This is a genomic window from Nonomuraea guangzhouensis, from assembly GCF_019396345.1.
GTDB classification, from domain to species: Bacteria; Actinomycetota; Actinomycetes; order Streptosporangiales; family Streptosporangiaceae; genus Nonomuraea; species Nonomuraea guangzhouensis.
Map to the genome: position 1 here is coordinate 75,169 of NZ_JAHKRM010000015.1, position 24,724 is coordinate 99,892.

At 67.7% G+C, this 24,724-nt stretch carries 23 protein-coding genes and 2 pseudogenes; 8 read left to right on the forward strand and 17 right to left on the reverse strand.

Translation table 11 applies throughout. From position 1 onward, the window contains the following. Positions 1-85: 85 nt before the first annotated feature. A pseudogene (locus tag KME78_RS68115) lies at positions 86-472 on the reverse strand (response regulator transcription factor); the annotation flags it as partial. A 28-nt stretch (positions 473-500) separates the two neighbouring features. Beyond that, entirely contained in the window at positions 501-1,292 is a 792-nt protein-coding gene (locus KME78_RS29675) for an AraC family transcriptional regulator (RefSeq protein ID WP_219532689.1), read from the reverse strand. A gap of 287 nt (positions 1,293-1,579) precedes the next feature. Between KME78_RS29675 and KME78_RS29680 the strand changes: the two genes are divergently transcribed. Then, positions 1,580-1,960, forward strand: a complete 381-nt coding sequence (locus tag KME78_RS29680) for a nuclear transport factor 2 family protein (RefSeq protein ID WP_219532690.1) — start codon at positions 1,580-1,582, stop codon at positions 1,958-1,960. 52 nt (positions 1,961-2,012) lie between these two features. Here the strand turns inward: KME78_RS29680 and KME78_RS29685 are convergent, their stop codons facing one another. After that, positions 2,013-3,224: a cytochrome P450 gene (locus tag KME78_RS29685; RefSeq protein WP_219532691.1), complete on the reverse strand. Its 1,212-nt coding sequence runs from the start codon at positions 3,222-3,224 to the stop codon at positions 2,013-2,015. A 194-nt stretch (positions 3,225-3,418) separates the two neighbouring features. Then, positions 3,419-3,613 carry a ferredoxin gene (locus KME78_RS29690; protein ID WP_219532692.1) on the reverse strand — a complete coding sequence of 65 codons (195 nt, stop codon included), beginning with the start codon at positions 3,611-3,613 and terminating at the stop codon, positions 3,419-3,421. A gap of 176 nt (positions 3,614-3,789) precedes the next feature. Here KME78_RS29690 and KME78_RS29695 point away from each other — a divergent pair, with 176 nt between their 5' ends. Then, on the forward strand, positions 3,790-4,413 hold the full coding sequence (locus KME78_RS29695; RefSeq protein WP_308127182.1) for a TetR/AcrR family transcriptional regulator: 624 nt from the start codon (positions 3,790-3,792) through the stop codon (positions 4,411-4,413). 156 nt (positions 4,414-4,569) lie between these two features. Here the strand turns inward: KME78_RS29695 and KME78_RS29700 are convergent, their stop codons facing one another. From KME78_RS29700 to KME78_RS29710, 3 genes and pseudogenes are all read right to left on the reverse strand, one after another. Beyond that, positions 4,570-5,049: a sigma factor gene (locus KME78_RS29700; RefSeq protein ID WP_308127183.1), complete on the reverse strand. Its 480-nt coding sequence runs from the start codon at positions 5,047-5,049 to the stop codon at positions 4,570-4,572. 134 nt (positions 5,050-5,183) lie between these two features. Then, positions 5,184-5,437 (reverse strand): annotated as a pseudogene (locus KME78_RS68120) (DUF4235 domain-containing protein). Positions 5,438-5,509: 72 nt separating this feature from the next. Next, positions 5,510-6,175 (reverse strand): hypothetical protein, encoded by a 666-nt coding sequence (locus KME78_RS29710; protein WP_219532694.1) that lies wholly within the window; start codon positions 6,173-6,175, stop codon positions 5,510-5,512. Between the two features lie 62 nt (positions 6,176-6,237). Here KME78_RS29710 and KME78_RS68125 point away from each other — a divergent pair, with 62 nt between their 5' ends. Beyond that, the gene (locus KME78_RS68125) at positions 6,238-6,600 is read left to right on the forward strand and encodes a DUF397 domain-containing protein (RefSeq protein WP_219532695.1); all 363 of its coding nucleotides are present in this window, start codon (positions 6,238-6,240) and stop codon (positions 6,598-6,600) included. Here the strand turns inward: KME78_RS68125 and KME78_RS29720 are convergent. The 3 genes from KME78_RS29720 to KME78_RS29730 form a co-directional block, all read right to left on the reverse strand. Beyond that, positions 6,537-7,385, reverse strand: coding sequence for a helix-turn-helix domain-containing protein (locus KME78_RS29720; RefSeq protein WP_219532696.1), 849 nt, complete (start codon positions 7,383-7,385; stop codon positions 6,537-6,539). The two genes, KME78_RS68125 and KME78_RS29720, sit on opposite strands and share 64 nt — an antisense overlap. 881 nt (positions 7,386-8,266) lie before the next feature. Beyond that, positions 8,267-9,691, reverse strand: coding sequence for a type I glutamate--ammonia ligase (glnA, locus tag KME78_RS29725; RefSeq protein WP_219532697.1), 1,425 nt, complete (start codon positions 9,689-9,691; stop codon positions 8,267-8,269). Positions 9,692-9,786: 95 nt separating this feature from the next. Then, complete coding sequence (locus KME78_RS29730; RefSeq protein ID WP_219532698.1) at positions 9,787-10,929, reverse strand: hypothetical protein; 1,143 nt, start codon at positions 10,927-10,929, stop codon at positions 9,787-9,789. An 88-nt stretch (positions 10,930-11,017) separates the two neighbouring features. Here KME78_RS29730 and KME78_RS29735 point away from each other — a divergent pair, with 88 nt between their 5' ends. The 4 genes from KME78_RS29735 (at position 11,018) to KME78_RS29750 (ending at position 17,458) form a co-directional block, all read left to right on the forward strand. After that, a complete protein-coding gene (locus KME78_RS29735) occupies positions 11,018-11,479 on the forward strand; it encodes an RDD family protein (protein ID WP_219532699.1) in 462 nt (153 codons plus the stop codon). A gap of 69 nt (positions 11,480-11,548) precedes the next feature. Further along, positions 11,549-15,835, forward strand: a complete 4,287-nt coding sequence (locus tag KME78_RS29740) for a GH92 family glycosyl hydrolase (RefSeq protein WP_219532700.1) — start codon at positions 11,549-11,551, stop codon at positions 15,833-15,835. Between the two features lie 55 nt (positions 15,836-15,890). After that, on the forward strand, positions 15,891-16,508 hold the full coding sequence (locus tag KME78_RS29745; protein WP_246652071.1) for a TetR/AcrR family transcriptional regulator: 618 nt from the start codon (positions 15,891-15,893) through the stop codon (positions 16,506-16,508). A gap of 11 nt (positions 16,509-16,519) precedes the next feature. Continuing rightward, entirely contained in the window at positions 16,520-17,458 is a 939-nt protein-coding gene (locus tag KME78_RS29750; RefSeq protein WP_219532701.1) for a glycoside hydrolase family 113 protein, read from the forward strand. A gap of 14 nt (positions 17,459-17,472) precedes the next feature. On the opposite strand, the gene KME78_RS29755 is transcribed toward KME78_RS29750, so the two are convergent. The 7 genes from KME78_RS29755 to KME78_RS29785 form a co-directional block, all read right to left on the reverse strand. After that, positions 17,473-18,237, reverse strand: coding sequence for a class I SAM-dependent methyltransferase (locus KME78_RS29755; RefSeq protein WP_219532702.1), 765 nt, complete (start codon positions 18,235-18,237; stop codon positions 17,473-17,475). Between the two features lie 20 nt (positions 18,238-18,257). After that, positions 18,258-18,938, reverse strand: a complete 681-nt coding sequence (locus KME78_RS29760; RefSeq protein WP_219532703.1) for a DUF4191 domain-containing protein — start codon at positions 18,936-18,938, stop codon at positions 18,258-18,260. Positions 18,939-19,329: 391 nt separating this feature from the next. Further along, positions 19,330-20,259, reverse strand: a complete 930-nt coding sequence (lipA, locus tag KME78_RS29765; RefSeq protein WP_219532704.1) for a lipoyl synthase — start codon at positions 20,257-20,259, stop codon at positions 19,330-19,332. A 63-nt stretch (positions 20,260-20,322) separates the two neighbouring features. After that, positions 20,323-21,303: a M48 family metallopeptidase gene (locus KME78_RS29770; RefSeq protein WP_219532705.1), complete on the reverse strand. Its 981-nt coding sequence runs from the start codon at positions 21,301-21,303 to the stop codon at positions 20,323-20,325. Positions 21,304-21,360: 57 nt separating this feature from the next. Then, on the reverse strand, positions 21,361-22,065 hold the full coding sequence (gene lipB, locus KME78_RS29775) for a lipoyl(octanoyl) transferase LipB (protein WP_219532706.1): 705 nt from the start codon (positions 22,063-22,065) through the stop codon (positions 21,361-21,363). A gap of 38 nt (positions 22,066-22,103) precedes the next feature. Beyond that, a complete protein-coding gene (locus tag KME78_RS29780) occupies positions 22,104-22,841 on the reverse strand; it encodes a Type 1 glutamine amidotransferase-like domain-containing protein (RefSeq protein ID WP_219532707.1) in 738 nt (245 codons plus the stop codon). 38 nt (positions 22,842-22,879) lie between these two features. Further along, positions 22,880-23,773, reverse strand: a complete 894-nt coding sequence (locus KME78_RS29785) for a TIGR01777 family oxidoreductase (protein ID WP_219532708.1) — start codon at positions 23,771-23,773, stop codon at positions 22,880-22,882. A gap of 636 nt (positions 23,774-24,409) precedes the next feature. Here KME78_RS29785 and KME78_RS29790 point away from each other — a divergent pair. Then, complete coding sequence (locus tag KME78_RS29790) at positions 24,410-24,697, forward strand: type II toxin-antitoxin system Phd/YefM family antitoxin (protein ID WP_219532709.1); 288 nt, start codon at positions 24,410-24,412, stop codon at positions 24,695-24,697. Positions 24,698-24,724 lie beyond the last annotated feature (27 nt).

Here is a 24,724-nt window from a genome sequence, read left to right on the forward strand (position 1 = left end):
TGATCTGACATCACGGTAACCGCGTTTGATCAACGGAACCAGCGGCAGTCGATCATTAATCTTCGGCGTGGGAGCACCGCGTCGGTCACGGCAGGTCCGCCCAGGTGATGAGGCCGTGCCGGTGCGCGTAGACGGCTGCCTGAACGCGGGTTCGCAGGCCGAGCTTGGCCAGGATCCGCTCGATGTGGACCTTGACCGTGCCGGGCGACATGACCAGCGCCTGGGCGATCTCGGCGTTGCTGTTCCCGGCGGCCAGGTGCCGCAGAACGTCGGTCTCGCGTGGCGTCAGCGCGCTATCGACGGGCTCCGGGGGCTCGATCTTGTTGCGGATGCCGTCGAGGCCCGCCATGAGCATGGCCGAGAAGGCGAAGTAGGGGCTGCACGACGGGTCCGGCACGCGGAACTCGATGCGCTTGGCCTTCGGGTTGGACCCCATGATCGGGATGCGGACGCAGGCCGAGCGGTTGCGGCCGAGCTGCCACCGATGACGAGGGGCTGCTTCAGCCCGATGCCTTCTGTGTCCGGCGGAAGGCGCCGGGGGTGGTGTGGGTGTGGCGGGCGAAAAACTTGCCGAAGTTGGTGGGGTCGATGAAGCCGAGGCGCCGGCCGATGTCGGCGACGGGGACCTCGGTGTAGGCGAGCAGGCGTTTGGCCTCCAGGATGACGCGGGCGTCGATGAGGTGTTTGGCAGGGTGGCCGGCGGCGGCGATGCACGCGCGTGTGAGGTGTTTGACGGTATAGCCCAGGCGGGCGGCGTAGTGCTCGGCGGAGCGGGTGATGGCGTAGGAGCGTTCGAGCTCGGCCTGGAACCGGCCGAAGAGTTCGGCGGTGGCGGAGTCGACGCGGCGGTCGTCCTCGGTTGGCAGCCGATCGATCCGCAGGAGCAGGACGGCCAGCAGGTGGCGGAGCAGGGCGACGGGCATCGCGTGTGCGAACGCGGCGCGTTCGGCGGCGATCTGGTCGATCGTGGTGGAGATAGCGGTGAGGTCGGGTCTGGCCGGGGCCCAGCGGGAAGCGGCGAGCCAGTTGGTGAGCCGCGGCTCTGCGCTGCCGAGATCGGGTGGGAAGTCGGCGGTGAACAGGACCACCTTGCCGTCGAGGCTGCCGGGTTGGTGGAAGCGGTGGGCTTGTCCCGGCCGTACCCACAGCAGGATGCCAGGCCAGCAGGGGTGGGAAGCGAAGTCGATCTCGTGTCGGCCTTCGCCCGTGGTGATCAGGATGAGGATGTGGAAGTCGGCGCGGTGAGGTGCGGCCAGGGCGTGGGCGGGGATCCGGCCGGTGATGTCGGCCATGGTGACGACCTCGATCCCGACTGAGCGGCCGTCAGCTGGCCGGTACCCGATCTGCGGCACACCAACTTGTCGCCGATTGACCATCATGGATCCCTTATTCACCAGGCTGATCGCTGTTCCCATTATCGCAAGCGCGGCATGGTGGCCTGAATGACCATGCCGGACGCCACGCGCGCCGCGCCGGCGTCTGCTTGAACGAGCCGTTCCGCCCCGGCTGCCGGGCCCGGTGAGCATCCGGGCCTGGCCCGCAGCGCGCCATATCCGGCGCCCGACCCGCAAGGAGCACCATGAGCGACCCGGAGACGAACAAGGCCACCGCCCAGGCGTTCTACGACCTGATGTTCAACCACAACCGACCCGCCGAGGCCATCGACCGGTACGCGGGCGACACCTACATCCAGCACAACCCGGACGTCGCCGACGGCAAGAAGGCGTTCATTGAGTACTTCGACCGCATGGCCGCCGAATACCCCGGCAAGCATGTCGAGTTCAAACGCGCGTTCGCCGAAGGCGACCACGTCATCCTGCACTGCCACCAGACCTGGCCGGACGAGGAGTACGCGGGAATGGACATCTTCCGCTTCGACTCCAACGGCAAGATCGTCGAACACTGGGACGTCCTTCAGACCATCCCCTCCACCTCCAAGAACGACAACACCATGTTCTGAGGAGGTTGACGCCGCCCTGCCTCGCTGCTTGTAGCGGAAGGGCTGTTGCCTGTTACCAGGCGACCGGCAGTTCATGGACGCCGTAGGCGGACATGTCGTGCCGGAACTTGACTTCTTCCAGCGACACGGCCAGGCGGAGCCCCGGCAGCCTACGCAGCAGTGCGGGCAGTGCGACCTGTAGTTCCACGCGCGCCAGGTTCTGCCCCAGGCACTGGTGGATGCCGTAGCCGAAGGCCAGATGCCCGCGAGTGTTGCGGTCGATGTCCACGTTGTCGGGCTGGTCGAGGAACGCCGTGTCCCGATTGGCGGCGGGCAGGTTGACGGTCACCGCTTCTCCGGCCCGGACGAACTGCCCGCCGATGGTGAGGTCCTCGGTTGCCACCCGCACGATCATGTCCTGGGCGATGGACAGATAGCGCAGCAGTTCCTCGACGGCGTTCGCCACCACGGCGGGGTCGTCGGTGTCGCGGATCCGGGCGGCCTGATCCGGATTCTGCAGCAGCGCCAGCGTGCCCAGGCCGATCATGTTGGCCGTGGTCTCGTGCCCGGCGAACAGCAGGATCATGCCGTTCATGGCGGCTTCTTCGCGGCTGAGCTCGCCCTTGGCGACCCGCTCGGTGAGCAGGCGGCTGATGAGGTCGTCTCCCGGCTCGCGTTCCTTGCGCTTCACCAGGCTCAGCAGGTAGCCGAACAGCGCCCCGCTCGCCTCCGCCTTCTCCTGCGGCGAGGCGTTCGCGTGGTTCATGGTGGCGCTGTGCTGCTGGAAGAACTCGTGGTCGTCGTAAGGAACTCCGAGCAGGAGTGAGATCACCAAGGATGGGATGGGCAGTGCGTATTCGCGAACGAGGTCCGCCGGTTGCCCCTTGCTGATCATCTCGTCGAGGAATCTCTCGACCACTTCGTGGATCTCTGGACGCATCGCCTCGACTCGCTTGACCGTGAAGTCGGCGGTGAGCATGCGGCGCAGCCGGGCATGGTCAGGGTCGTCCATTCGCGGGAACGCCGGGACCTGCGTGTGAGGGAGCACGGACGGGTAGCGCTGGGCGTCGGCGCTGAGGCGCGGGTCGCTCAATACCGCGCGTACGTCCTCATACCGGGTCACCGCCCAGGCGGTGTGGCCGTTCCACAGCCGGACGTGCCGCAGGCCTTCGGCTTGGCGCCAGTCGGCGTATTCGGCGGGCGGGTCCAAGGGGCAGCGCTGGGAGCGTACGCCGGGGAAGACGGGAAGGTCGGCGTTGTCGTTGGTGTCGGTCGTGATGCTCATGGAAAACTCCTGGAGGTGTCGTGTGCGGGCGTCGCGACGACGCCACGATGCGAGTTACGCGGCTGTCGTGTCGGCGATGGCGGCGGCCCATGGGTTCGGGCCGCGATGAGGGCGCGTTAGGTGTCCCGCCCGGCGCAGCGCCTCTGCGGCGGTCAGCCCACCTGCCGAAGTGCCGACGATCACGATCCGGTTCACTACTCGGCCAGATAGATGGCGGCGGCCGGGCAGACCGCGGCCGACTCGCGGACGGCGTCGTGCAGGTGTGGCGCGGGCGTCTCCGCCAGCAGTATCACGATGCCGTCCTCCTCACGCTGGTCGAACACCTCGGGCGCGATCAGCACGCACTGCCCGGAGCCCACGCATTTGGGGACGTCGACGTTCACCTTCACCTGGTCCTCCTCCCTCCGAGCGCATCGCCAATGGCCCGGAAACCCGTATGCGGCGCCCGCACCAGGCCGGTCCGGCACGCCGGTACGACATCCCGAAATCGGGAGTCAACTCTCACATAATGCTGTCACGATAGCAGAGAAATTGAGAGTTGTATCTCGGTTGCTATCCTGAGGTGGTGACCACCGAAGCCCCCAAACCGTTGCGCGCCGACGCGGCACGCAACTTCGACAGGATCGTGCGAGCCGCGCGAGAGATCTACGCCGAACGCGGTCCCGATGCGCAACTCGATGAAATCGCCCGCCACGCCGGCGTCGGCAATGCGACGCTCTACCGCCATTTCCCCGACAAGACGGTCCTGGTCCGCGCAGCCGTCGACCAAGCCTTCGACGAAGAGATCGCCCCCGCCATCGAGCAGGCGCTGAGCGATGACGATCCCAGACGCGGCCTGGTCACCGTGCTCGAGGCGACGCTGTCGATGGCGGCCCGCGAACACAGCACTCTGGCCGCCGCCAGGAACGCGGGCGCCATGACCGCCGAGGCCGGCAGCCGCTCCTTCGAGTCGCTGATCCTGCTGGCCCGCCGGGCCCAGCAGGCCGGGCTCATCCGCGCCGATCTCGTCCCCGACGACATGCCCCGAATCGTGGTCATGCTCGTGAGCCTGCTGTGGACCATGGACCCCCACAGTGACGGCCGGCAACGCTACCTCGCACTCGTCCTCGACGCCCTTTCACCTGACGCGGCCAGTCCGCTGCCAGCCGCGGCCCCCCCGCTGCGGCTACCGGGCCACTGGCCCCTGTAACCACGCCGTCGTAGAGCTCGAACCCATGCGGGCGCAGCCGTATCCCTGCGGATCGGCAGCGGAACTGTTTTGGGCAGGGCGAAGAGGCTTCTCTTTAGGAATGCGGGATTCAGGTCTTTTGGAGTCTGTTGGTGAGCGGCCACAGGACCAGCGGGATCACGGCCGCCGCCGAAAGCGCACGGGGTTGAGCCGTTCCAGCATCATCAGGAAGGCCAGCGAGACGAAGTCTCGCTGTTCGGCACTGTCCAGCGGTCCCAGAGCGCCGTCCGCGGTCAGTACCGGCTCAGGCAGCAACGAACCGACATAGCTCTCCCGACGAGCACGCGCCGACGTCAACCGGTTCACGCACAGGTTGGTTGCCACCTTGGCCAGCCAGGCCCACGGCGATTCGACAGCCGACCGGTGGTGCCAGCGAAGGAAGGTGTCCTGGACCACGTCCTCGGCCTCCTCAGCCGAACCCAGCATCCGATAGGCCAGCCCGAACAGCGTCAAGCGATGCCGCTCGAACTCCTCAACCGCGTCGCCTGTAACGCCCGCCAGCCTTCCAGTCCACCGAGCCGGGCCGATATTGGCCCTCTGTACGGCCGAGATCGATGCCAGGGTGCAGCATCGCCTGAATGCGGGGGCCCAGGTCACGGCCGTGGGACGGGATTGTCGAGCTCTCCGTTAGGGGTAAGGAGGGGATCCATGGCGTGTTCTTCACTGGGGTGGCCTCTGTAGCCGTCTGGCTGCCCGGCGACCAGCCCTAAGGGCCGGAGTTGGCCGCACTCTCAATGCGCGCTTGACGTCCGGCCCCTGAACGTCCTGACTCCGGCCCGCTGCACGGCCGCGCGTACGAGCCCAAAGATCGCGCCCTGCGCGGTCGCGGCCACCAAGACCTCCGTTAGGCCCGCTCCAGGTCGTTGGGCTCCGGAGCCTCGCCCTCCCCTGCGGCGACCTGCCACACCCGCTTGAACAGCGCCACTGCCAGCGCGCCGCTCACCAGACTGATCCCGAATGACGTGGCCTTCTCCATGGGATGCATGTCAACTCCTTACGGCGACGTGACGTACGCCCGTACCCTGTGACACCTGCTCAACTCCTGCTGATATGGCGGTCACTCCCACAACCTGGTGAGGACGGTCAGGATCGTGGCAACGACAGCACCAACCACCGAACCCGCGGCGCCTCCGATGCTGGCCACCATGAGGGCATCCTTGTTGCGCTCAAGAAAGCCCGGCTGATCCTGCTCAGGGTGGTTACGGATCACGGCGTGAGTGATGAGACGGCGCAGGAGGAAACGGCAGCCCCAGACCAGGGCCATGCTCGCCAGTGCGGCGGCAGGCACGTGCCACCACTCGAGTTCGACCCTGGCGATCAACGTGACGAGCAAGCTGACTACGGCAGCGACGACGACCACAGCGGCCTGCGCCACCATCGCGTGCCCGAGTGCGAACTTGGTCCAGCGACGAACACGCGGGCGACAGAGGACGATGATCTCCTGCGCCACCGCGCTGACCTCGGCCGAGTCAGTGTTGTAACGGAGCTCGGCCCGGTCCCGCGCGAACTCTACCGACAGGTCCGGCGTCATTTCGGCCTGACGGTGCACGCATATGCTGACGTACTTTAATTCCGGCGTCGTCGTATGAGCCAGTTCCACGAAATCTTCGGCGCTCGGAAGCGCGAACCAACGACCGACCGAATCCCTGGCCATGATGGTCGGTTTGCCAAGCCGGGAAGCGGCACGGGCAATCTTTCTGAGTGTCGTCTGATCAACCAACAAGGGGCCGAGGCCACATGGCTCCTCATTCGGCTCACGAGAAAGTCTCTTTATGCTCATTCCTCATGTTCTTTGCTTACAGCCGCGCCTTTGCGGCAAGATTGAGTATTCCTCGCGGTTTCTGGGTACCTGTAATATCGCCATTGTGTGCCCTGCCCGGTAAAGGCGGTGCGAAAGTGGAAAAATCACACCCAGCAAAAGCGGCGTGGCAACGCAGTAGTTACTGCGGTGCAACCGGAGCATGTGTTGAAGTAGCGATGCTCGACGACAACACTGTCGCGATGCGATCGTCAAACCAGCCGGCTCGCTGTCTGATCCTCGCCCGGTCCGAATGGATCTCATTCGTCAGGGGAATCCGCGATGGTCACTCCTTCACCATGTCTTCGATGAGCGAGGCCGAGTCATCGGGCGACAGCGCGATCGCCTGAAGGTCGGCGAAGGCCCGGTCGAACGCGACGGTCTTAGCCGGCGTGTCGAGCAGATGGGACCCGTTGAGGTGTTCGAGGTAGACCACCTTCGGCTCTTCCGGATCCGGGAAACCGAGCATAATGAAGGCGCGGCCCTCAGCCGGGTGAAGTCCCGTCGCCGCCGGAATGATCTGTATGGAGACCCGGCTGCGCGATCCGACGTCCACAATCCGCCGGAGCTGCTCCCGCATCACACTGTCGTCACCGACCTTCTTTCGCAACGCGTTCTCCTCGATGACCGCGCGAAATGCAGGCGAACCGGCGTCCACCAAGAGTGACTGGCGCTTCTGGCGAAACCTGATACGCAGTGCGGCCTCGTCGGCGGGAACCCGATAGGCATCCATGACCGCACGCATATACGACTCAGTCTGCAGCAGGCCCGGAATCAGATAGGACTGGTAGTCGCATATCAACGTGGCCCGATCCTCCAGGCCGACGAAGAACTCGTAGTCAGGCCCCACGACATCTGCGTATTCCTGCCACCATTCGAGCTTGCTCTCTCGGCTCCTCCTGGCAAGGTCGAGCAGCGCGGAGCGTCGGGCGTCCGGAACTTCATACAGGGCAAGGATCTCGCGGATCTCCAACGGGCGAACGGCTACCTGACCGTTCTCAATTCGCCTGACCTTCGCGGACGAACACTCCAGGTGCGCGGCCACGTCCTCGATCGCCAGGTCGGCGGCCTCGCGCGACCTGCGCAGTAGCACCCCTACTCGACGGCGAAGCATCGCCCGGCCGTCCGTCTCCACTCTGGATGCCCCTCACAAACGTGCCAATATGGTCGTCCGACAAGCTAGTGCAATAAGTCGCACTTTGCAACGATTTGCACAACGTTATACAACTGTCACAGGATATAGGCGATGAAAGCCTCATAAAGGTATATTTCGGGCAGCACTGTCGTTGTTGGGCGAGCAGCGACCCGAAACGATTGAGTTGGCGGTCAACTCCGAGTGCGAGCCTTGTCCGAGGGTCACATCAACCCGTGGCAAGCGTTGGCTGCGGTGGCAACTACGTTCGGCGAGTCCACCCCTGCGGCTATCGCCGCCGCGCGCATTGGGCACACCGCCTCATCGGCCTCCGTTGGCCAGTGTGAGGTCAGGCCGTCACCCCTGGAACCCAGGGCGCCGCTACTCGGTGTGACATCGTCATCGCATATAGGTATGACCGTCTGATCCGGCGTCAGAACCAGCGTCTGGAAGTCCGGGCGGGCCGACTCACAGCATTGCCGCATGGTGCGTCAGATTGATCAAAATGCGCCAAGTACGCCATAGCGGGCGCGGATGGCGTGTGATGAGCAAGAACGGGAAGCGTTGCGGAGGGCCACGATGGCAGAGGTGCACCTGACCCCGGATGATCTGGCGACGCGGTTCAGCGTTCCGAAGAGGACGATCTACAAGATGAACTCGGATGGGACGGCCCGGCGTACATGAGGGTTGGCAAGCAAGGGCGAGCATGGGAGGACGCGCAGTACGCCGCGCAGGGGGCTGCCTGACTCCTCTCACGTGCAGAAACGGCCCGGCATCGTGATTCGATGCCGGGCCGTCCTGTTCCGGTCCGCCAGAGGACGAGAGTGTTTTCTCGGCTCAGCGCTCGTTCCGAAGAAGATCGCCGAGGCCGGAAAACCTCGACACTAAATATCGTAGTAAAGCTCGAACTCGTGCGGGTGCGGGCGCAGCCGGATCGGGTCGACCTCGTTCTCGCGCTTGTAGGCCACCCACGTCTCGATCAGGTCGGGCGTGAAGACGCCGCCTTCGAGCAGGTAGTCGTGGTCGGCCTCCAGGGCGGCGAGGACCTCGGGGAGGGAGCCGGGCACCTGCGGCACCTGGCGGGCCTCCTCCGGAGGCAGCTCGTAGAGGTCCTTGTCGACGGGCTCCGGAGGCTCGATCTTGTTGCGGATGCCGTCGAGGCCCGCCATGAGCATGGCCGAGAAGGCGAAGTAGGGGTTGCAGGACGGGTCCGGCACGCGGAACTCGATGCGCTTGGCCTTCGGGTTGGACCCCGTGATCGGGATGCGGACGCAGGCCGAGCGGTTGCGCTGGGAGTAGACCAGGTTGACCGGGGCCTCGTAGCCGGGGACCAGACGGTGGTAGGAGTTGACCGTCGGGTTCGTGAACGCCAGCAGCGACGGGGCGTGCCGGAGCAGGCCGCCGATGTAGTAGCGGGCCGTGTCGGACAGGCCCGCGTAGCCGACCTCGTCGTAGAAGAGGGGCGAGCCGTCCTTCCACAGCGACTGGTGGCAGTGCATGCCGGAGCCGTTGTCACCGAAGATCGGCTTGGGCATGAACGTGACCGTGTGGCCGTACTCCAGGGCCGTGCTCTTGATGACGTACTTGTAGAGCATCAGGTTGTCGGCCGTCTTGAGCAGCGTGCCGAACCTGAAGTCGATCTCCGCCTGACCGGCCGTGCCGACCTCGTGGTGCTGCATCTCGACGTCGATGCCGGCCTCGATGAGGTTGCGCACCATTTCCGAGCGCAGGTCCGTGAAGTGGTCCATCGGCGGGACCGGGAAGTATCCGCCCTTGTAACGGGGCTTGTAGCCGAGGTTGCCGCCTTCGGTGGCCTTGCCGGTGTTCCAGGCGCCCTCGATGGAGTCGATGTAGTAGTAGCCGGCGTTCTGCCGGGTCTCGAAGCGGACATCGTCGAAGATGTAGAACTCCGCCTCGGGACCGAAATAGACCGTGTCGGCGATGCCGGTGCCCTTGAGGTATTCCTCCGCCTTGCGGGCGACGTTGCGCGGGTCGCGGCTGTAGGCCTCGCCGGTCAGCGGGTCGTGTACGAAGAAGTTGATGTTGAGCGTCTTGTGCTGGCGGAACGGGTCGATCACGGCGCTGGACGGGTCGGGCAGCAGGAGCATGTCCGACTCGTGAATGGCCTGGAAGCCGCGGATCGACGAGCCGTCGAACATGAGGCCATCGGTGAAGACGCTGGCGCCGAAGTTCTCGACCGGGAAGGTGAAGTGGTGCGTCGTCCCCGGCAGGTCGGTGAACCTGACATCGACGAACTGCACCCCTTCGTCACTGATGAACTTCAGGACGTCGTCGGCGGAGTTGAACACTCTCGAACCTCCCTGGGGACATGGCTATCAGGCCGACGTTAAGTCGTGGCCGTTTCCGAACGGTGTCTCGGTTGTTTCGCACATGTTAAGCGGGTTCAGGTCGGGTTCGAAGCGCGACACCCGTCCTTACGGTCTTCTTCGCCGCCCTTCTCCGTGTCCAGATCGTAGGGATCCAACGGTGGGCCGGTCGGTTTCACCGCGTCCGGAGCCGAGTCGGGGTAGTCGGGGTGGATGAAGGCGTCGTCCACGTCGCAGCGCGCGGGAGTGCTGCTGAAACCCCAGCTCGACAGCCACAGGACGAGCTCTCCCGCATCCCGGAAGACGAATACGCTGCCGGTGGGGTGAGCGACGAGACGGATCGTCGTGGCGGGCGCTCCTGGGCGGTGTACGGCATAGGTGATGGTGTGGTTCAGCTTCACCAGGACGCCGCTGCGTCCGTATTTCCGGGCCTTGGTCAGTGTGGTGCGGCCGTTGACCTTGATGACGTCCGTGGAGAGCTGGGCGGTCTTCGGGGCGAAGCTGATCACCCAGCCGCGGCTGTCGGGGTCGTTCTTGCCCTTCTTCCGCGGGTCCAGGTTCTTCCGGAACCAGACGCGTTGCTCGCGGTCGAGCAGCTTGCTGAAGGCGGTCGGCTTGCCGCCCATGAGCGTTTTGTGGTCGAGGTAGGCCGCGGCCATGAGCTCGCGGGTGCGGTCCAGGGCCTTCGCGACGTCCTTCTTCGACACGCCGCCGATCGCCTTCGCCCTCGGCATCACGAAGCCCGCCGCGCCGTCGGCGTACTTCTCGGCGGGTGAGCCCTCGAACGGGTCCGCGGCGGTCTCCCCTCCCGGGGCCGCCGTCTCCGTCGCGCCGGTCGCCTCCGGAGCTGCGGTCGCCTCCGGAGCTGCGGTCGCCTCCGGAGTTGCGGTCGCATCCTGGATAAAGGTCGCTACGTTGGCCCCCTCCGGAGGCATGATCACCGGCTGGGTCTCCTCGGGGACCGGGCCCGCCGGCCGTGCCGACGGAGACAGCAGGTCGGGGCGGAAGGCGACGACCGCGCCCGCGGCGGCGATCACCGTGATCACCGCGGCGGTGGCCAGCAGCCCGCGTCCGGCCCGCCCCAGAGGCCGCATGGCCTTGTCCGAGCGCGGCGGTCGGCTCCCCCGGGTGGCCGCCGCGCGCATCCTGCGCTGCTCGTCCGCGTCGATCTGCGAGACGAGCTCGTTGAAGCGCGCGTCTAAGTCATCCCCGTTCGTCATGGCGAACATGATGGGGGAGAAAAGTGATCTTTGTGCCGCGAATGGGTCACGATCCCGACCGGCCCCCCTGCCGGATACCGTGGAGGGCATGAGCAGGAACGAACCGCGCTGGACCCAGACCTGGCTGGGGGGCGTCAGGGCGGCCGGGGTCGATCTCGGGTACCCAGGCGAACGCCTGGGCCTGCCCGAGCAGGGGAGCGGCGCGATCGCCGGGTGGGGGCGGCGCATCGCCGCGCTGGTCGTCGACTGGATGATCTGCACCTGGGTGGTCGTGCAGTTGGTGCTGAGGATGAACCCGGCGGAGTCGCCATGGGCGGTCGTGGCGGTGTTCGCGGTGCAGTACGCGCTGCTCGTCGGGCTGATGGGGCAGACGTTCGGGCACCGGCTCGCGGGCATCAGGGTCGCCGCGCTGGACGGTGGCAGCCCGCGGCTGCTGCCCGTGCTCGTACGCACATTGCTGCTCTGCCTGACCGTGCCCGCGCTCATCTGGGATCGCGACCACAGGGGAGTCCACGACCGCGCCTCCAACACGATGGTCGTTCGTATGTGAGTCATGTGAGCCTCATTGACAACGTTGTCTGCTCGGGATCTGCTGTTGACAACGTTGTCAGGAGGCGACATGCGGAGAGCACATCTTGCGGTCATGGCGGCCGTGGCCTCACTGGGATTCGCCGGGTTATCCGGGGTGGCGGTGGCCGATCCACCTCCGTCACCCCTGCCGTCGGACGCGCCGTCGGCGGCACCCACGCAGCCGACGCCCATCGAGGAGGTGACGCCGGCCCCGAACGCGAGACGGGGGGCGGTGCGCACCGCCCCGCCGGGGGCGCTCTTCTACTCCTCCCTCGAGACCGGCGACCCGCAGCCGGCCTGGCTCAACACGGTCGACGAGGGCAGGAAGGCCGAGGGGATCACCGGCAGCACCACGGGCGGCATCCCGGGCAACATCACCGACGAGGTCGTCGACATCGCGGCCAGCGGCGAGAACACCGCCTCGGGCGAGGTGAAGGAGAACCTGCTCGACGGCGACGTCAACACCAAGTGGCTGGCGTTCACCAGCACGGGCTGGGTGTCGGTGAAGCTGTCCAAGCCCATCGCGGTCACCCGGTACGCCATGGCCTCCGCCAACGACGCCGCCCAGCGCGACCCGCGCGACTGGGCGCTTGAGGGATCGGCGGACGGGCAGAGCTGGACGGCCGTGGACACGCGGGCGGGAGAGGTGTTCGACGCCCGGCTGAAGACCCGCGAGTTCGATGTCGCGCATCCGGCCTCCTACCTCTACTACCGGCTCGACATCACGCGGATCGGCTCGGGCACGATCGTCCAGCTCGCCGAGCTCCAGCTCTCGGACGGCGACACCGCCCCGAAACCGCGCTCCGACATGCGCAGCCTGATCGGCCCCGGCCCCGGCAGCGGCTACACCGCCAAGCCCCGCGCCGGCTACACGGGCCTCAAGGCGCTGCGTTATTCGGGCAGCACGACCACCAGCGGCGGCGGCCACTCGGCCAACAAGGTGTTCGAGACGGACATCGAGGTCACGGCCGACACCGAACTGTCGTACGTGCTGTTCCCCGAGTTCACCGGCGCCTCGCTGAGCTACCCCAGCACGTACGCGAGCGTGGACCTGGCCTTCGCCGACGGCACCTACCTCAGCGATCTCAAGGCCAAGGACCAGCACGGCATCACGCTGACCCCACGGGCGCAGGGCGAGTCCAAGACCCTCTACGCCGACCAGTGGAACTTCCAGCGCTCCCGCATCGGCGACGTGGCCAAGGGCAAGCGGATCAAGCGCATCCTGGTCGCCTTCGACGCGCCGGCCGGGCCGCTGCCGTTCAAGGGCTGGGTGGACGACATCACGCTCGTCAACGCCAAGCCGCGGCAGGTCGACAGCCTGGCCGACCATGTGGTGACGACGCGCGGCACCCAGTCGACCGGCGGCTTCTCGCGGGGCAACAACTTCCCGGCCACGGCCGTGCCGCACGGGTTCAACTTCTGGACGCCGATGACGGGCTCCGGGTCGAACTCGTGGCTGTACGAGTACCACCGCAACGGCAACGCCGACAACATTCCGACCATCCAGGCGTTCGCCGCCAGCCACGAGCCGAGCCCCTGGATGGGCGACCGGCAGTCCTTCCAGGTCATGCCGTCGCTGCTGGCCACGCCGAACCCCGACCGGGTCGCCAGGGCCACCCCGTTCCTGCACTCGGGCGAGACCGCCAAGCCGTACTACTACGGGGTCGACCTGCTCAACGGCATCCGTACGGAGATCGCGCCCGCGGACCACGCGGCGGTGTTCCGCTTCACCTTCCCCGGCGACAGCGGCAGCCTGATCTTCGACAACTACAACAACAACGGCGGGCTGACCATCGACCAGGGCGTCGTCACCGGCTTCACCGACACGCGGAGCGGCCTGTCGGCGGGCGCCACCCGGATGTACGTCTACGCGGTCTTCGACCAGCAGCCCACCGCAGGCGGCAAGCTGACCGGGGCGGGCCGCGACAACGTGACCGGCTATCTCGCCTTCTCCGCCAAGCAGGTCACGATGCGCATCGCCACCTCGTTCCTCGGCGTGGCGCAGGCCAAGCACAATCTTGAGCTGGAGAACGGCACGTTCGACGAGGTCAAGGCACGGGCCCAGCGCGCCTGGGCGGACAAGCTGGGCACCGTCGAGGTCGAGGGCGCCACGCCGGACCAGCTCACCACCCTCTACTCGAACCTGTACCGGCTGTTCCTCTATCCGAACTCGGGCTTCGAGAACACCGGCACCGCCGCCACCCCCGTCTACAAGTACGCCAGCCCGGTCTCGGCCAGGAGCGGACCCGACACCCCTACGCAGACCGGGGCCAAGATCGTGGACGGCAAGATCTACGTCAACAACGGCTTCTGGGACACCTACCGGACGACCTGGCCCGCCTACTCGCTGCTCGCGCCCGAGGCGGGCGAGCTGATCGACGGGTTCGTCCAGCAGTACCGCGACGGCGGCTGGATCGCCCGGTGGTCCTCGCCCGGCTACGCCGACCTCATGGTCGGCACCAGCTCGGACGTGGCCTTCGCCGACGCCTACAGCAAGGGCGTGCGCGGCTTCGACGCCAAGGCGGCGTATGCGGCGGCGGTGAAGAACGCCACCGTCGTGCCGACGAACCCGGCCGTCGGCCGCAAGGGACTGCAGACCTCGATCTTCCGGGGGTACACCGCGCTGAACGAGGTAGGCGAGGGCCTGTCCTGGGCCATGGACGGATATATCAACGACTTCGGCATCTCGACCATGGCCGCGTCCCTGGCGAAGACCGCCACCGGCCCGGAGAAGGCCCGCTACCTGGAGGAGTCCGAATATTTCCGTAACAGGGCCCTGAACTACGTCAACATGTTCGACCCGGAGGTCGGCTTCTTCCAGGGCCGCGACTCCACGGGCAAGTGGCGGCACACCAAGGCCGACTACGACCCCCGCGTCTGGGGCTACGACTACACCGAGACCGACGGCTGGAACATGGCCTTCCACGCGCCCCAGGACGGCACCGGACTCGCCGCCCTCTACGGCGGGCGCGCGGGCCTGGCCAAGAAGCTCGACGCGTTCTTCGCCGACCAGGAGACGGCCACCTTCCCCGGCTCGTACAACGGCGTGATCCACGAGATGCGCGAGGCCAGGGACGTCCGCATGGGTCAGTACGGCCACAGCAACCAGCCCTCGCACCACATCATCTACATGTACGACCACGCGGGGCAGCCGTGGAAGGCGCAGGCCAAGGTCAGGGAGGCGCTGTCGCGGCTGTACCTGGGCAGTGAGATCGGCCAGGGCTATCCGGGCGACGAGGACAACGGCGAGATGTCCGCCTGGTACGTCTTCAGCGCCCTCGGCTTCTACCCGTTGCAGGCCGGCAGCCAGGACTACGCGATCGGCTCGCCGCTGTTCACCAAGGCCACCGTGCACCTGCCCAGTGGCAAGGAGCTGGTGATCAAGGCGCCGGCCAACAGCGCCAAGAACGTCTATGTCCAGGGCCTGAAGGTGAACGGCAAGGCGTGGAAGTCCACCGCGCTGCCGCACGACGTACTGGCCAGTGGGGCCGTACTGGACTTCGCGATGGGCGCCACGCCATCCACGTGGGGCGAGCCGCCCGAGTCGATCACGCCTGACGGTGAGACGCCCCGGCCGATGCGTGACATCCCGGTCACCGGTGGCCCGGCGGCGCTGTCGGACGACACCTCACTGACCCAAGCCACCATTTCCGGAAATATCACCCTCCAGGCGGGAGTGCGGGAGAAGGTGGACTTCTACACGCTCACCTCGGCGGCCCCCGGCTCCCTGTCGTGGCGGCTCGAAGGCTCCTATGACGGCACGACCTGGACGGTCATCGACCAGCGTGACGGCCAGGCGTTCGACCAGGCGAAGCAGACCCGGCCCTTCAAGGTCACCAGCCCGGGCCGGTACGCCCAGTACCGCCTCACCACCTCCGGCACGCTGGCCGAGCTGGAACTGCTGGCAGCCCCGGATCCGACCTGCACGCGGACCGTCACCGGCACCCACAGCGGCCCGCTCACGGCCGGCTCCGGCGTGACCTGCCTGGCGGCGGGCGCGAACGTGACCGGCCCCGTCGTGGTCCGCCAGGGCGCCTCGCTGATCGCGCGGGGCGCCACGATCGGCGGGCCGGTCACGGCGGTGGGCGCCGCCCGGCTGGTCCTGGTGGACACCTCCGTGGGCGGACCGCTCACGGCGACCTCGGTGAAGGAGCTGTCGCTGGAGAGGTCGACGGTCGGCGGGCCGGTCACGCTGATCGGCGACAGCGGGCCCCTGATCGCCGCCAGCACGGTCAAGGGGCCGCTGACCTGCACGGGCAACTCCCCGGCCCCGACCGGGAACGGCCTGCCCAACACGGTCTCCGGGCCGTCGATCGGGCAGTGCAAGGGGCTGTAGCCGGGAAAACCGTACCGGGTTAGATTTCTAACCCGGTACGGTTTATGCTGCCCTCATGATGGCGGGACTCAGGGAGAAGAAGAAGGAGCAGACACGGCGGCGGATCGCCGAGGTGGCGCTGCGGATGTTCGCCGAACGCGGCTACGAGGCCGTGACGGTCAACGAGATCGCCGAGGCGGCCGAGGTCGCGAAGGTCACGCTGTTCACGTACTTCCCGACCAAGGAGTGCCTGGTCCTCGACGTGGTCAAGGACGACACGGCGAAGATCGTCACCGAGCGGAGGCCGGGGCAGACGCCGCTCGGGGCGCTGCGCGCGCACTACGGGGCGTTCGCCGCCGAGGGGATCAGGGAGGTCGACGTCGACGGCCTGCTCACCCGGATTCGGGTGATCTCGGCCAGTCCGACGCTGATGGCGGGGCTGCACCAGACCCAGGCGGGGCAGCGTTACGAGCTGGCCGCCGCGCTGGCGGGCGCGCGGGGCGTGCCGGACGGGGCGTACGAGCTGCTGGACCAGCTCATGGCCGCGCAGATCGGCGCCGTGCTCATGACGCTGCAGGAGGGGTTCTTCCAGCGGCTCGGCGCGGGGACGCCCATCGCGGAGGCGGGCCGCCGGCTGGCGAACGAGGTCGAGCTCGCCTTCGACCTTCTCGAGCACGGCTTCACCGGACAATAAGGGGATATTTCGTGAAAAAAGGTATCAACTATGACACCGGGTTCCTGCCGGGGGAGAGCCTGTCCCGCGCGGCGTTCGACGCCGAGACGGTCGGTCGCGAGATGCGGGTGATAGCCGATGAGCTGCACTGCGCGGTCGTACGCGTCTCCGGCCGCGACCCGGAGCGGCTGAGCCTGGCGGCCGAGCAGGCCGCCGCGGCCGGGCTGGAGGTCTGGTTCGCGCCCTTCCCCGTCGACCTGCCGCCGGAGCGGATACTTCCCCTCTACGCCGACTGCGCCGAACGAGCCGAGGCCGTACGGCGGAGCGGCGCCGAGGTGGTGCTGGTCACCGGGTGCGAGACCAGCGCCTTCTGCGACGGGTTCCTGCCCGGCGCCGACTACAACGAGCGGTTGCGGGCGATGATGTCGGCCGACATGGAGTGGTGGCAGTCGCTGGGCACGGTCATGGGCCGCTTCAACGGTTTCCTCGGCGAGGCCGCCGAGACGGTCAGGCCGCTGTTCGGCGGCCGGATCACCTATGCCTCCGGGCCGTGGGAGTTCGTCGACTGGACGCCGTTCGACCTGGTCGGCGTGGACGCCTACCGTGCGGCGTACAACGCTCACAGCTTCGCGGAGGAGCTGCGCGGCCACTTCAAGCACGGTAAGCCCGTCGTGGTGACCGAGTTCGGCACCTGCGCCTACAAGGGGGCGGGGGAGCGCGGGGGCATGGCATGGGTCGTGCCCGAGGGCTCGGAGCGCGACGAGGGCGAGCAGGTCCGCTACCTGAACGAGCTGCTCGACGTCTTCGAACGGGAGGGCGTCGACACGGCCCTGTGGTTCACCTTCGCCTCCTACAACCGGCCCGGCGAGGCCGACCTCGGCGCGTACGGCGTGGTCAGGATGCTCGACGAGACCCGCTGGGAGCCCAAGGCGGCCTTCCACGCGATGGCGGCCAGGTACGGGCGAGACTGACTCGGGCCGACCGGTCAGGCGCGTGCGCAGCTGAAGATGGCGGTGCCCGGTATGTGCTCGCCGCGTAGCGGGCTCCAGCCGCCCCACACCCGGTCATGACCCGCCGGCCACTCGGGCTCCAGCAGCCCTGTCACGGTCAGCCCCGAGGCGACGATCAGGCCGATCCAGTCGCCCATCGTCCGATGGTGCTCGACGTAGGTCGGTGTGCCGTACTCGTCCATCTCGACATACGGCGAACGGTCGAAATAGGACCGGTCGGACGTCAGCCCGCGCGGCCCCGGATCGTCGGGGAAGGCCCACCGGATCGGATGGCTGACCGAGAACACGAACCGGCCGCCCGGCCTGAGCACCCGGCCCACCTCCCGGAACACGGCCAGCGGATCGGCCACGAACGGCAGCGCCCCGAACGCCGAGCACGCCAGATCGAACGACCCGCCGGCGAACGGGAGCACCTCGGCGTCGGCCTGCACCACAGGGACGTGCACGCCGGTGTCGAGGTCGATCCGCTGCGAGTGGCGCAACTGCCGGTGCGACAGGTCGAACGCGGCCACCTCGGCCCCCTGCCCGACCAGCCACCGCCCGCACTGCGCCGCGCCGCAGCCCATCTCCAGCACCCGCCGCCCGCGCACCTCGCCCAGCAGGCGCGCCTCGGCCTCGTCGACGCCCTCCGGGCACCAGACGAAGCCGGTGTCACGCAGGAACTCGCCGTGTTCGACCTGGTAGTCGTCGGCGTTGCCGTCCCACCAGCCGCGGTTGGCCCGCGACGAGTCCGACAGCATCGGCGCACTCCTCAACGGCACTAGCGCATCTTGGGGCCGCGCGGCACGCGGGCGCCCCTGGGCATCGGGCCCTTGGGCATCGGCATGTTCTTGGGGAGGGAGCGCAGGCGGTCCTTCACCTCGTTGACCGCGGGCTTCTTCAGGTTGCGCGGCAACTTCATGATGTGGCGCTGGAGCTTGCCCAGCGGGATCTGCCCCTCGCCGTCGCCGCACTGGATGTCGTAGATCTCGACGCCCAGCACCACCCGCGCGACGCGCTTCTTCTCGGCCGCGAGCATCTTCGCCACCCGGTTGCCGGGCCCCTCGGACACCAGCACGACACCCGGGAACCCGATGACAAGGTGGATCAGGTCCTGGTCACGGTTGACCGCCATGGCCGGGGTGACCTGCCAGTTGCCCCGCATCCCCTGCAGCACCGCGGCCGCGGCGCCGGTCTGACCGTGCAGAATCGAATACTGGGCCTTCTGAGCCAGCTGCCCGAACACCACGAGGCCGACGGTGAGCGCGGCGAGCACGCCGAGGAACACCGAGTACCACAGATAGTCCGTGACCAGCCCGATCACGACGACCACAGCCAGCGTGCCGACCGCCGAAAGGAAGACGATCGGCATCCCCTTGGGGTTGGCCTGCTTGATGATCTGCGCGATCATGCGGAACTGCTTGATGCGTCCCGGCTTCTCTGGGTCCTCGGACTTTGCCATGCTTCGAAGAATACAAACCAACCGGCCGGGATACGAAAACGCCCGTGGTCAATCGGGCAATTTTCTTTTACGGCAGAGCACGGCAGGCCCCGGTCGCCGACCGGGGCGGGGCTCTGTCCAGGGGTACGCTCCTGCGGTGATACGGGGCCGGGCGCCGTTACGAGACGGTGAGACCCCGGCCTACGTGAGCGTGACCAGGTGCGGGGCTGGGAAAGAGCGTGCGGATGATCGTTGATCCGCCCGCGCCGCGTCGGTCACCGCCACCGTGCCCGAACTGTCATCGGCCGTTATCGAATCGTAGGACGGCACGGTACGAAGAAGACCGCCTCCTGACGGAGACGGTCTTGAACGCGGCCCGGACTTCGGGCGCTCTTGAACGCGGCCCGGAGCTTCAGGCGCTCTGGCGAGCCTCGATGGCCTGCTTGTAGAGCCGGCCGGCGCGGTAGGAGGAGCGGACCAGCGGGCCCGACAGCACGCCCGCGAAGCCGATCGCCTCGGCCTCCGCCTGGAGCTCGACGAACTCCTCCGGCTTGACCCAGCGCTCCACCGGGTGGTGGCGGGGCGTCGGGCGCAGGTATTGGGTGATCGTCAGCAGGTCGGTGCCGGCGGCGTGCAGGTCGCGCATCGCCTCCACGATCTCCTCACGCGTCTCGCCCATGCCCAGGATCAGGTTGGACTTGGTGACCAGCCCGGCCTCGCGGGCCATCGTGATCACGCCCAGCGAGCGGTCGTAGCGGAACGCGGGCCGGATCCGCTTGAAGATCCGCGGCACGGTCTCGACATTGTGCGCGAACACCTCGGGCTTGGCCGAGAACACCTCTTCCAGCTGCTCACGGTTGCCGTTGAAGTCGGGCACCAGCAGCTCGACGCCGCAGCCGGGCAGCAGCGCGTGGATCTGCCGCGCGGTCTCGGCGTAGAGCCAGGCGCCGCCGTCGGGCAGGTCGTCGCGGGCCACGCCGGTCACCGTGGCGTAGCGCAGGCCCATCTGCTCGACCGACTCGGCCACGCGGCGCGGCTCGTCCCGGTCGTACTCCTTGGGCTTGCCGGTGTCGATTTGGCAGAAGTCGCAGCGGCGCGTGCACTGGTCGCCGCCGATGAGGAACGTGGCCTCGCGGTCTTCCCAGCACTCGTAGATATTGGGGCAGCCCGCCTCTTCACAGACCGTGTGCAGGCCCTCCCGGCGCACGAGCGATTTCAGCTCGGTGTATTCGGGGCCCGTCCTCAGCTTGGTCTTGATCCACGGGGGCTTGCGCTCGATAGGGGTTTCGGCGTTGCGCACCTCCAGGCGGAGGAGCTTTCGGCCTTCAGGAGCAACGGTCACCGCCCCAGCTTACGTCGCGCCGCACCCTGCCCCACGCCCAGGGCCGCCTGTCAGGCAGGAGCCTCAGATGATGAGACCGAAGCCCCGGATGGCGCGCGTGTAGTGGCGGAGCAGTTCGTCGTCGATCCGGTCCGACTCGGCCGAGCCGAGCAGCTCGGAGCCGGGCGTGGCGATGAGGACGCCCTCGGCGGACGGCGAAGCGGGGGACAGGGCGGCCTGCCTGATCGAGGCCACGCTCTCGCCGCGCAGCGCGGCCGCCTGCATCGGGGCGACGTAGCTGCCGCCGGCCAGCAGTCCGTCGATCTCGGCCAGTTCCTCGGCCGTGATGACGCGCAGGGCCCTCGCCTGGCGCTGTTCGCGCCTGCGGGCATCGCCGGAGCGGGCCAGCCGGTTCAGGGAGTACTCGGTGAGCAGCACCGGGCCGCCGAGCACCCGCCCGAAGATCCGGCCCAGGAAGCCGGCCACCTCGTAGCCGGTGCCCACGGTGTCCAGCATGCCGAGCGACGAGGCGATCTTCGTCTGGGCCTCCTCGCGCACCCGCAGCGGTGCCGCTCCGAGGAGGGCCTCCCGCCATTCGCCCAGGGTCGAGAGCGCGCCGTTCACGATGAGCTCGTCGCCGGTCGGCAGCTCCGCGTACGCCCTGGCCAGCAGCGCGACCCGCTGCCTCGGCGACAGGGCCAGCCACGAGGGCAGCCCGATGACCAGCACCGGCGTCCTGAGCAGGCCGTTGCGCGCATAGCCGGCGCCCAGGACCAGATCCCTGACCGCCACCTTCTGGGGAGGCCTGACACCGATCCGGTCGGCCACCCGGTCCGCCATGCCGTACAACTGCCTGGCCGAGGCGGGATCGAGGACCTCGGCGTCGGCGGGCAGGCGGCCGAGACGCGGCCGCAGCATCCACCCGAGGGCGATCAGCAGGCCGCCGAGCGCCCACGCCGCGGCGAACTGGGCGTTGACCACGATCGTCCACCCGCCCAGCACGACGAACGCCAGCGTCAGTGTGTGCACGATGAGAGCGAGGACCAGAGCCGCGAGTCGCTTCACAGCCCGATCGTAAACAGGCGAACGCCAGAATTCACCGGGATCCCCGCACCGCTTCGGTCAGCCGCGGCCGGTCATGCGCATGAGGTCTTCTTCGTGGAGGTCGTACGGCTCCAGGCCCAGCGCCTCGGCCAGCCGTTTCTCGGCGATCGGCAGGACCTCCTCGACCACGATCCGCCTGCCCGTCTCGGCGGACAGCGAGGAGACACCCACGTCCGGGATGCCGCAGGGAACGATCCGGCTGAACCAGCGCGGATCGTTGGCGCAGTTGAGCGCGAAACCGTGCATCGTGACGCCGCGCGAGACGCGGATGGCGACCGCGCCGAGCTGGCGATCGGGCAGGCCGAGACTGGGGTCGCCCGCGGCCCAGACCCCGGCCCACCCCGGCACCCGCCTGGCCGTGACACCGAAGTCGGCGCAGATCTGGACCATCGTGTCTTCGAGCCGGCAGATGTAGCGGGTTACGTCGCCGACCTCGATGATCGGGTAGGCGACGAGCTGGCCGGGGCCGTGCCAGGTGATGCGGCCCCCGCGGTCGACGTCGATCACGGGGGTGCCATCAGAGGGACGTTCGTGCGGAGCGGTGCGCTTGCCGGCTGTGTAGACCGGCGCGTGCTCCAGGAGCAGGACCGTGTCGGTCAGCTCACGGGCGACTCGTTTGCCGTGCACCCAGCGTTGCAGCTGCCAAGCCTGCTCGTAGGGGACGTCGACACCGAGGCGAACGATGGCCAATGCGTGGGGGTCGACCCCGTGCTTGGGGCGCATGTGTCCATTGTGCCGTTCCCTCACGCATCAAGGGTAATTCAGGAGGTCAGCAGCCGGGGCTCGATCCGGAACTCCTTCGCCCCTTCGGCCCCGTCATGCTCGATCCTGTAGGCATATCCGGTTGGATCGGTGGTTACGGCCTGAATGAACTCGGTGCCCACGTAGTGCAGTGCCACGCCCTCGTCGGCCGCGTAGCCCTCGGGCAACTCCCCGCTGGCCACCGACTGGTGCAGCAGCGTCCGGCGTTGCGGCTCGGAGTTGTAGTGGACGCCGCACGAGTAGGGCAGGAAGGCCAGGCCGTCGGCCCACACGTTCAGCTCGGGGCCGAAGGAGTCGGTGTTGCCGCCGACGTGCCAGCACAGCGCACCCGCGCTCTGCCCGGACAGCACCACACCGGACCGCCACGCTTCCTCGAAGGCCTCGTCGAGCCCGTGCAACCGCCACAGAACCGCCAGGTTGGCCACGCTGCCACCGCTGACATAGATCATGTCCTGCTCGAGCATCCACGCACGGGGATCCTCGACATTGGGCATCGGGAACACGGTCAGATGGCTCAGCTCAACGTCCCATCCGGCGAAGGCGCCGTACATCTTCAGCAGCCAGTCGGCGCTGTCGCCCGTCGCGGTGGCGACCAGCCCCAGCTTCGGCCGGTCCTGGCCGGTCAGGTCGAGGCCGTAGCGCAGCAGCGGGCTCGCCTCCAGAAAGTTCTGACGCTCGGTCAGGCGGAAGGATCCACCGCCGATGGCAAGAATGTGTGACTGGCCGGAGCGGGTCATGTTCAGTGTCTCCCATGTGGTAAAGGACGAGCGGCACTTTAGATTATGGCGCCGAACGCCGCGTCGAGGTGGCTATGGGTGAATCTGTAGCCGGTATCGGACAGTTTCCCAGGCAGAATCCGGTGGCTGGGCAACAGCCCTTCCCGCGCGAACTCGCCGAGGCCGATGCCCAGCGCGAACGCCGGGACGGGCATCGGCACAGTGCCCTTACGCAGGGCTTTCCCGAGCGTGGTGGTGAACTCGGCATTGGTGACGGGATTCGGCGTGACCACATTTACCGCCCCCACCAATTCCCGATTTTTCAGGATATGTAGTACGGCCTGCACCCAGTCATCCTCGGATATCCACGACCAGTACTGCTTCCCACTTCCCAGAGGCGCGCCGAGCCCCATCTTGAAGATTGGCAGCATCCGCCCGAGCGCCCCACCCCGCCCGCTCAACACGAGCCCGGTACGCAACTGCGCGGCCCTGACCCCGAGCTCCCCGGCGGCCCTGGCCTCACCTTCCCAGAGCTCGCACAGGTCGGCCAGAAACCCCGTGCCCTTCCCCTGGGACTCATCGATGACCCGATCTCCGGTATCACCGTAGAAGTCCACCCCGGAGGCCGACACCAGCACCTCAGGGGGCCGCGAGAGCTGCCGCAGCGCGTTGACGAGCACGCGGGTCCCGTCGACCCGGCTCCGTACGAGCTCGCGCTTGTACGCCTCACTCCAGCGGCGGTCGGCGATGGGCGCGCCCGCCAGATGGACGACCCCTTCGGCCCCTTCGAGCGCCGAAAGATCGATCACATCCTCCCGGGGCTCCCAGTAAGCCTCCTCATCACCTTCCGGAGGCCGCCGCACCATCCTGACAACCCGCTGCCCCTGACCCCGAAGCGCCTCGGTCAACAGCCCGCCGAGCAGCCCCGACGCCCCCGTAACGATGATCGTCATACTCCCACACTACGCCGGGCCCCGGCTCACCCACCCGTTGCCCGTCTGGAGTGTTGGCCGTCTGATGCCCACCCCACCGCAAAGGGCTTCGCGGCCCGGCGCTTCGCGCTTCCGGGACTCAGGCGTTGCTCCCAGTCGGGCCACGGGCCCGACCCCTGAAGGGCCTCGCTCCGCTCGGACGCCTTTCTGGTGCGGCTTCGCCGCACGGCCCCGCCCGTTACCCGTTTGGACGGTTGGCCATCTGATGCCCGCCCATGTCCATGGTGCTCGCTTCGCTCGCGCGTCCTGCCAGGCGGGCTGACGCCCGCCCCCGCGATGGTCCTCGCTCCGCTCGGGCGTTTTCCCGAGATGCGGCTTCGCCGCCCGCTTCGCCCACGGCTTCTATCGTTGTCCAGATGGGGCATGAAATGCCTTGGCCGAGCTCAATACAACAGGCGACCGCACGGGACGGCTTCCGCGGTGCGGTCCGCCGCGCCTGGCGGGGCGAGAAGCTGATCGGCGCGGCGGCGGTTCCCGGCGCAGTTACGGCATCACCGCTTGGTGGACGGCCGTGAGCGCTCCAACCGAGTAGCGCAGCGCATCGGCAATTTGCCGAAACCTTGGCCGACATCCAGGCCAGGGAGGTTTCATGGATCCATGGAGATCATTCCGATCGGCGAAGCGAACGACCAGCTGACTGAGCTTGCCGACCGGGCCGCTCGCGAGCACGATCACTTCACGCTCATCCGGAATGGGCGGCCGCATGCGGTTATCGGGTCCGTGGCCGAGTGGGAGTCCCTGCAGGAGACGCTCGAGATCCTCGCTGACCCGCACATGCGCGCCGACCTCGTCGAGGCCGCTGCCGCCGAGGCGCGCGGTGACGTGACCACCGAGGAGGAGATGACCGCCATCATGCAGGCCCGCCTCGGCAAGGCCGGCGCGTGAGCGACCGCTAAACCAGCCTCCTGATCC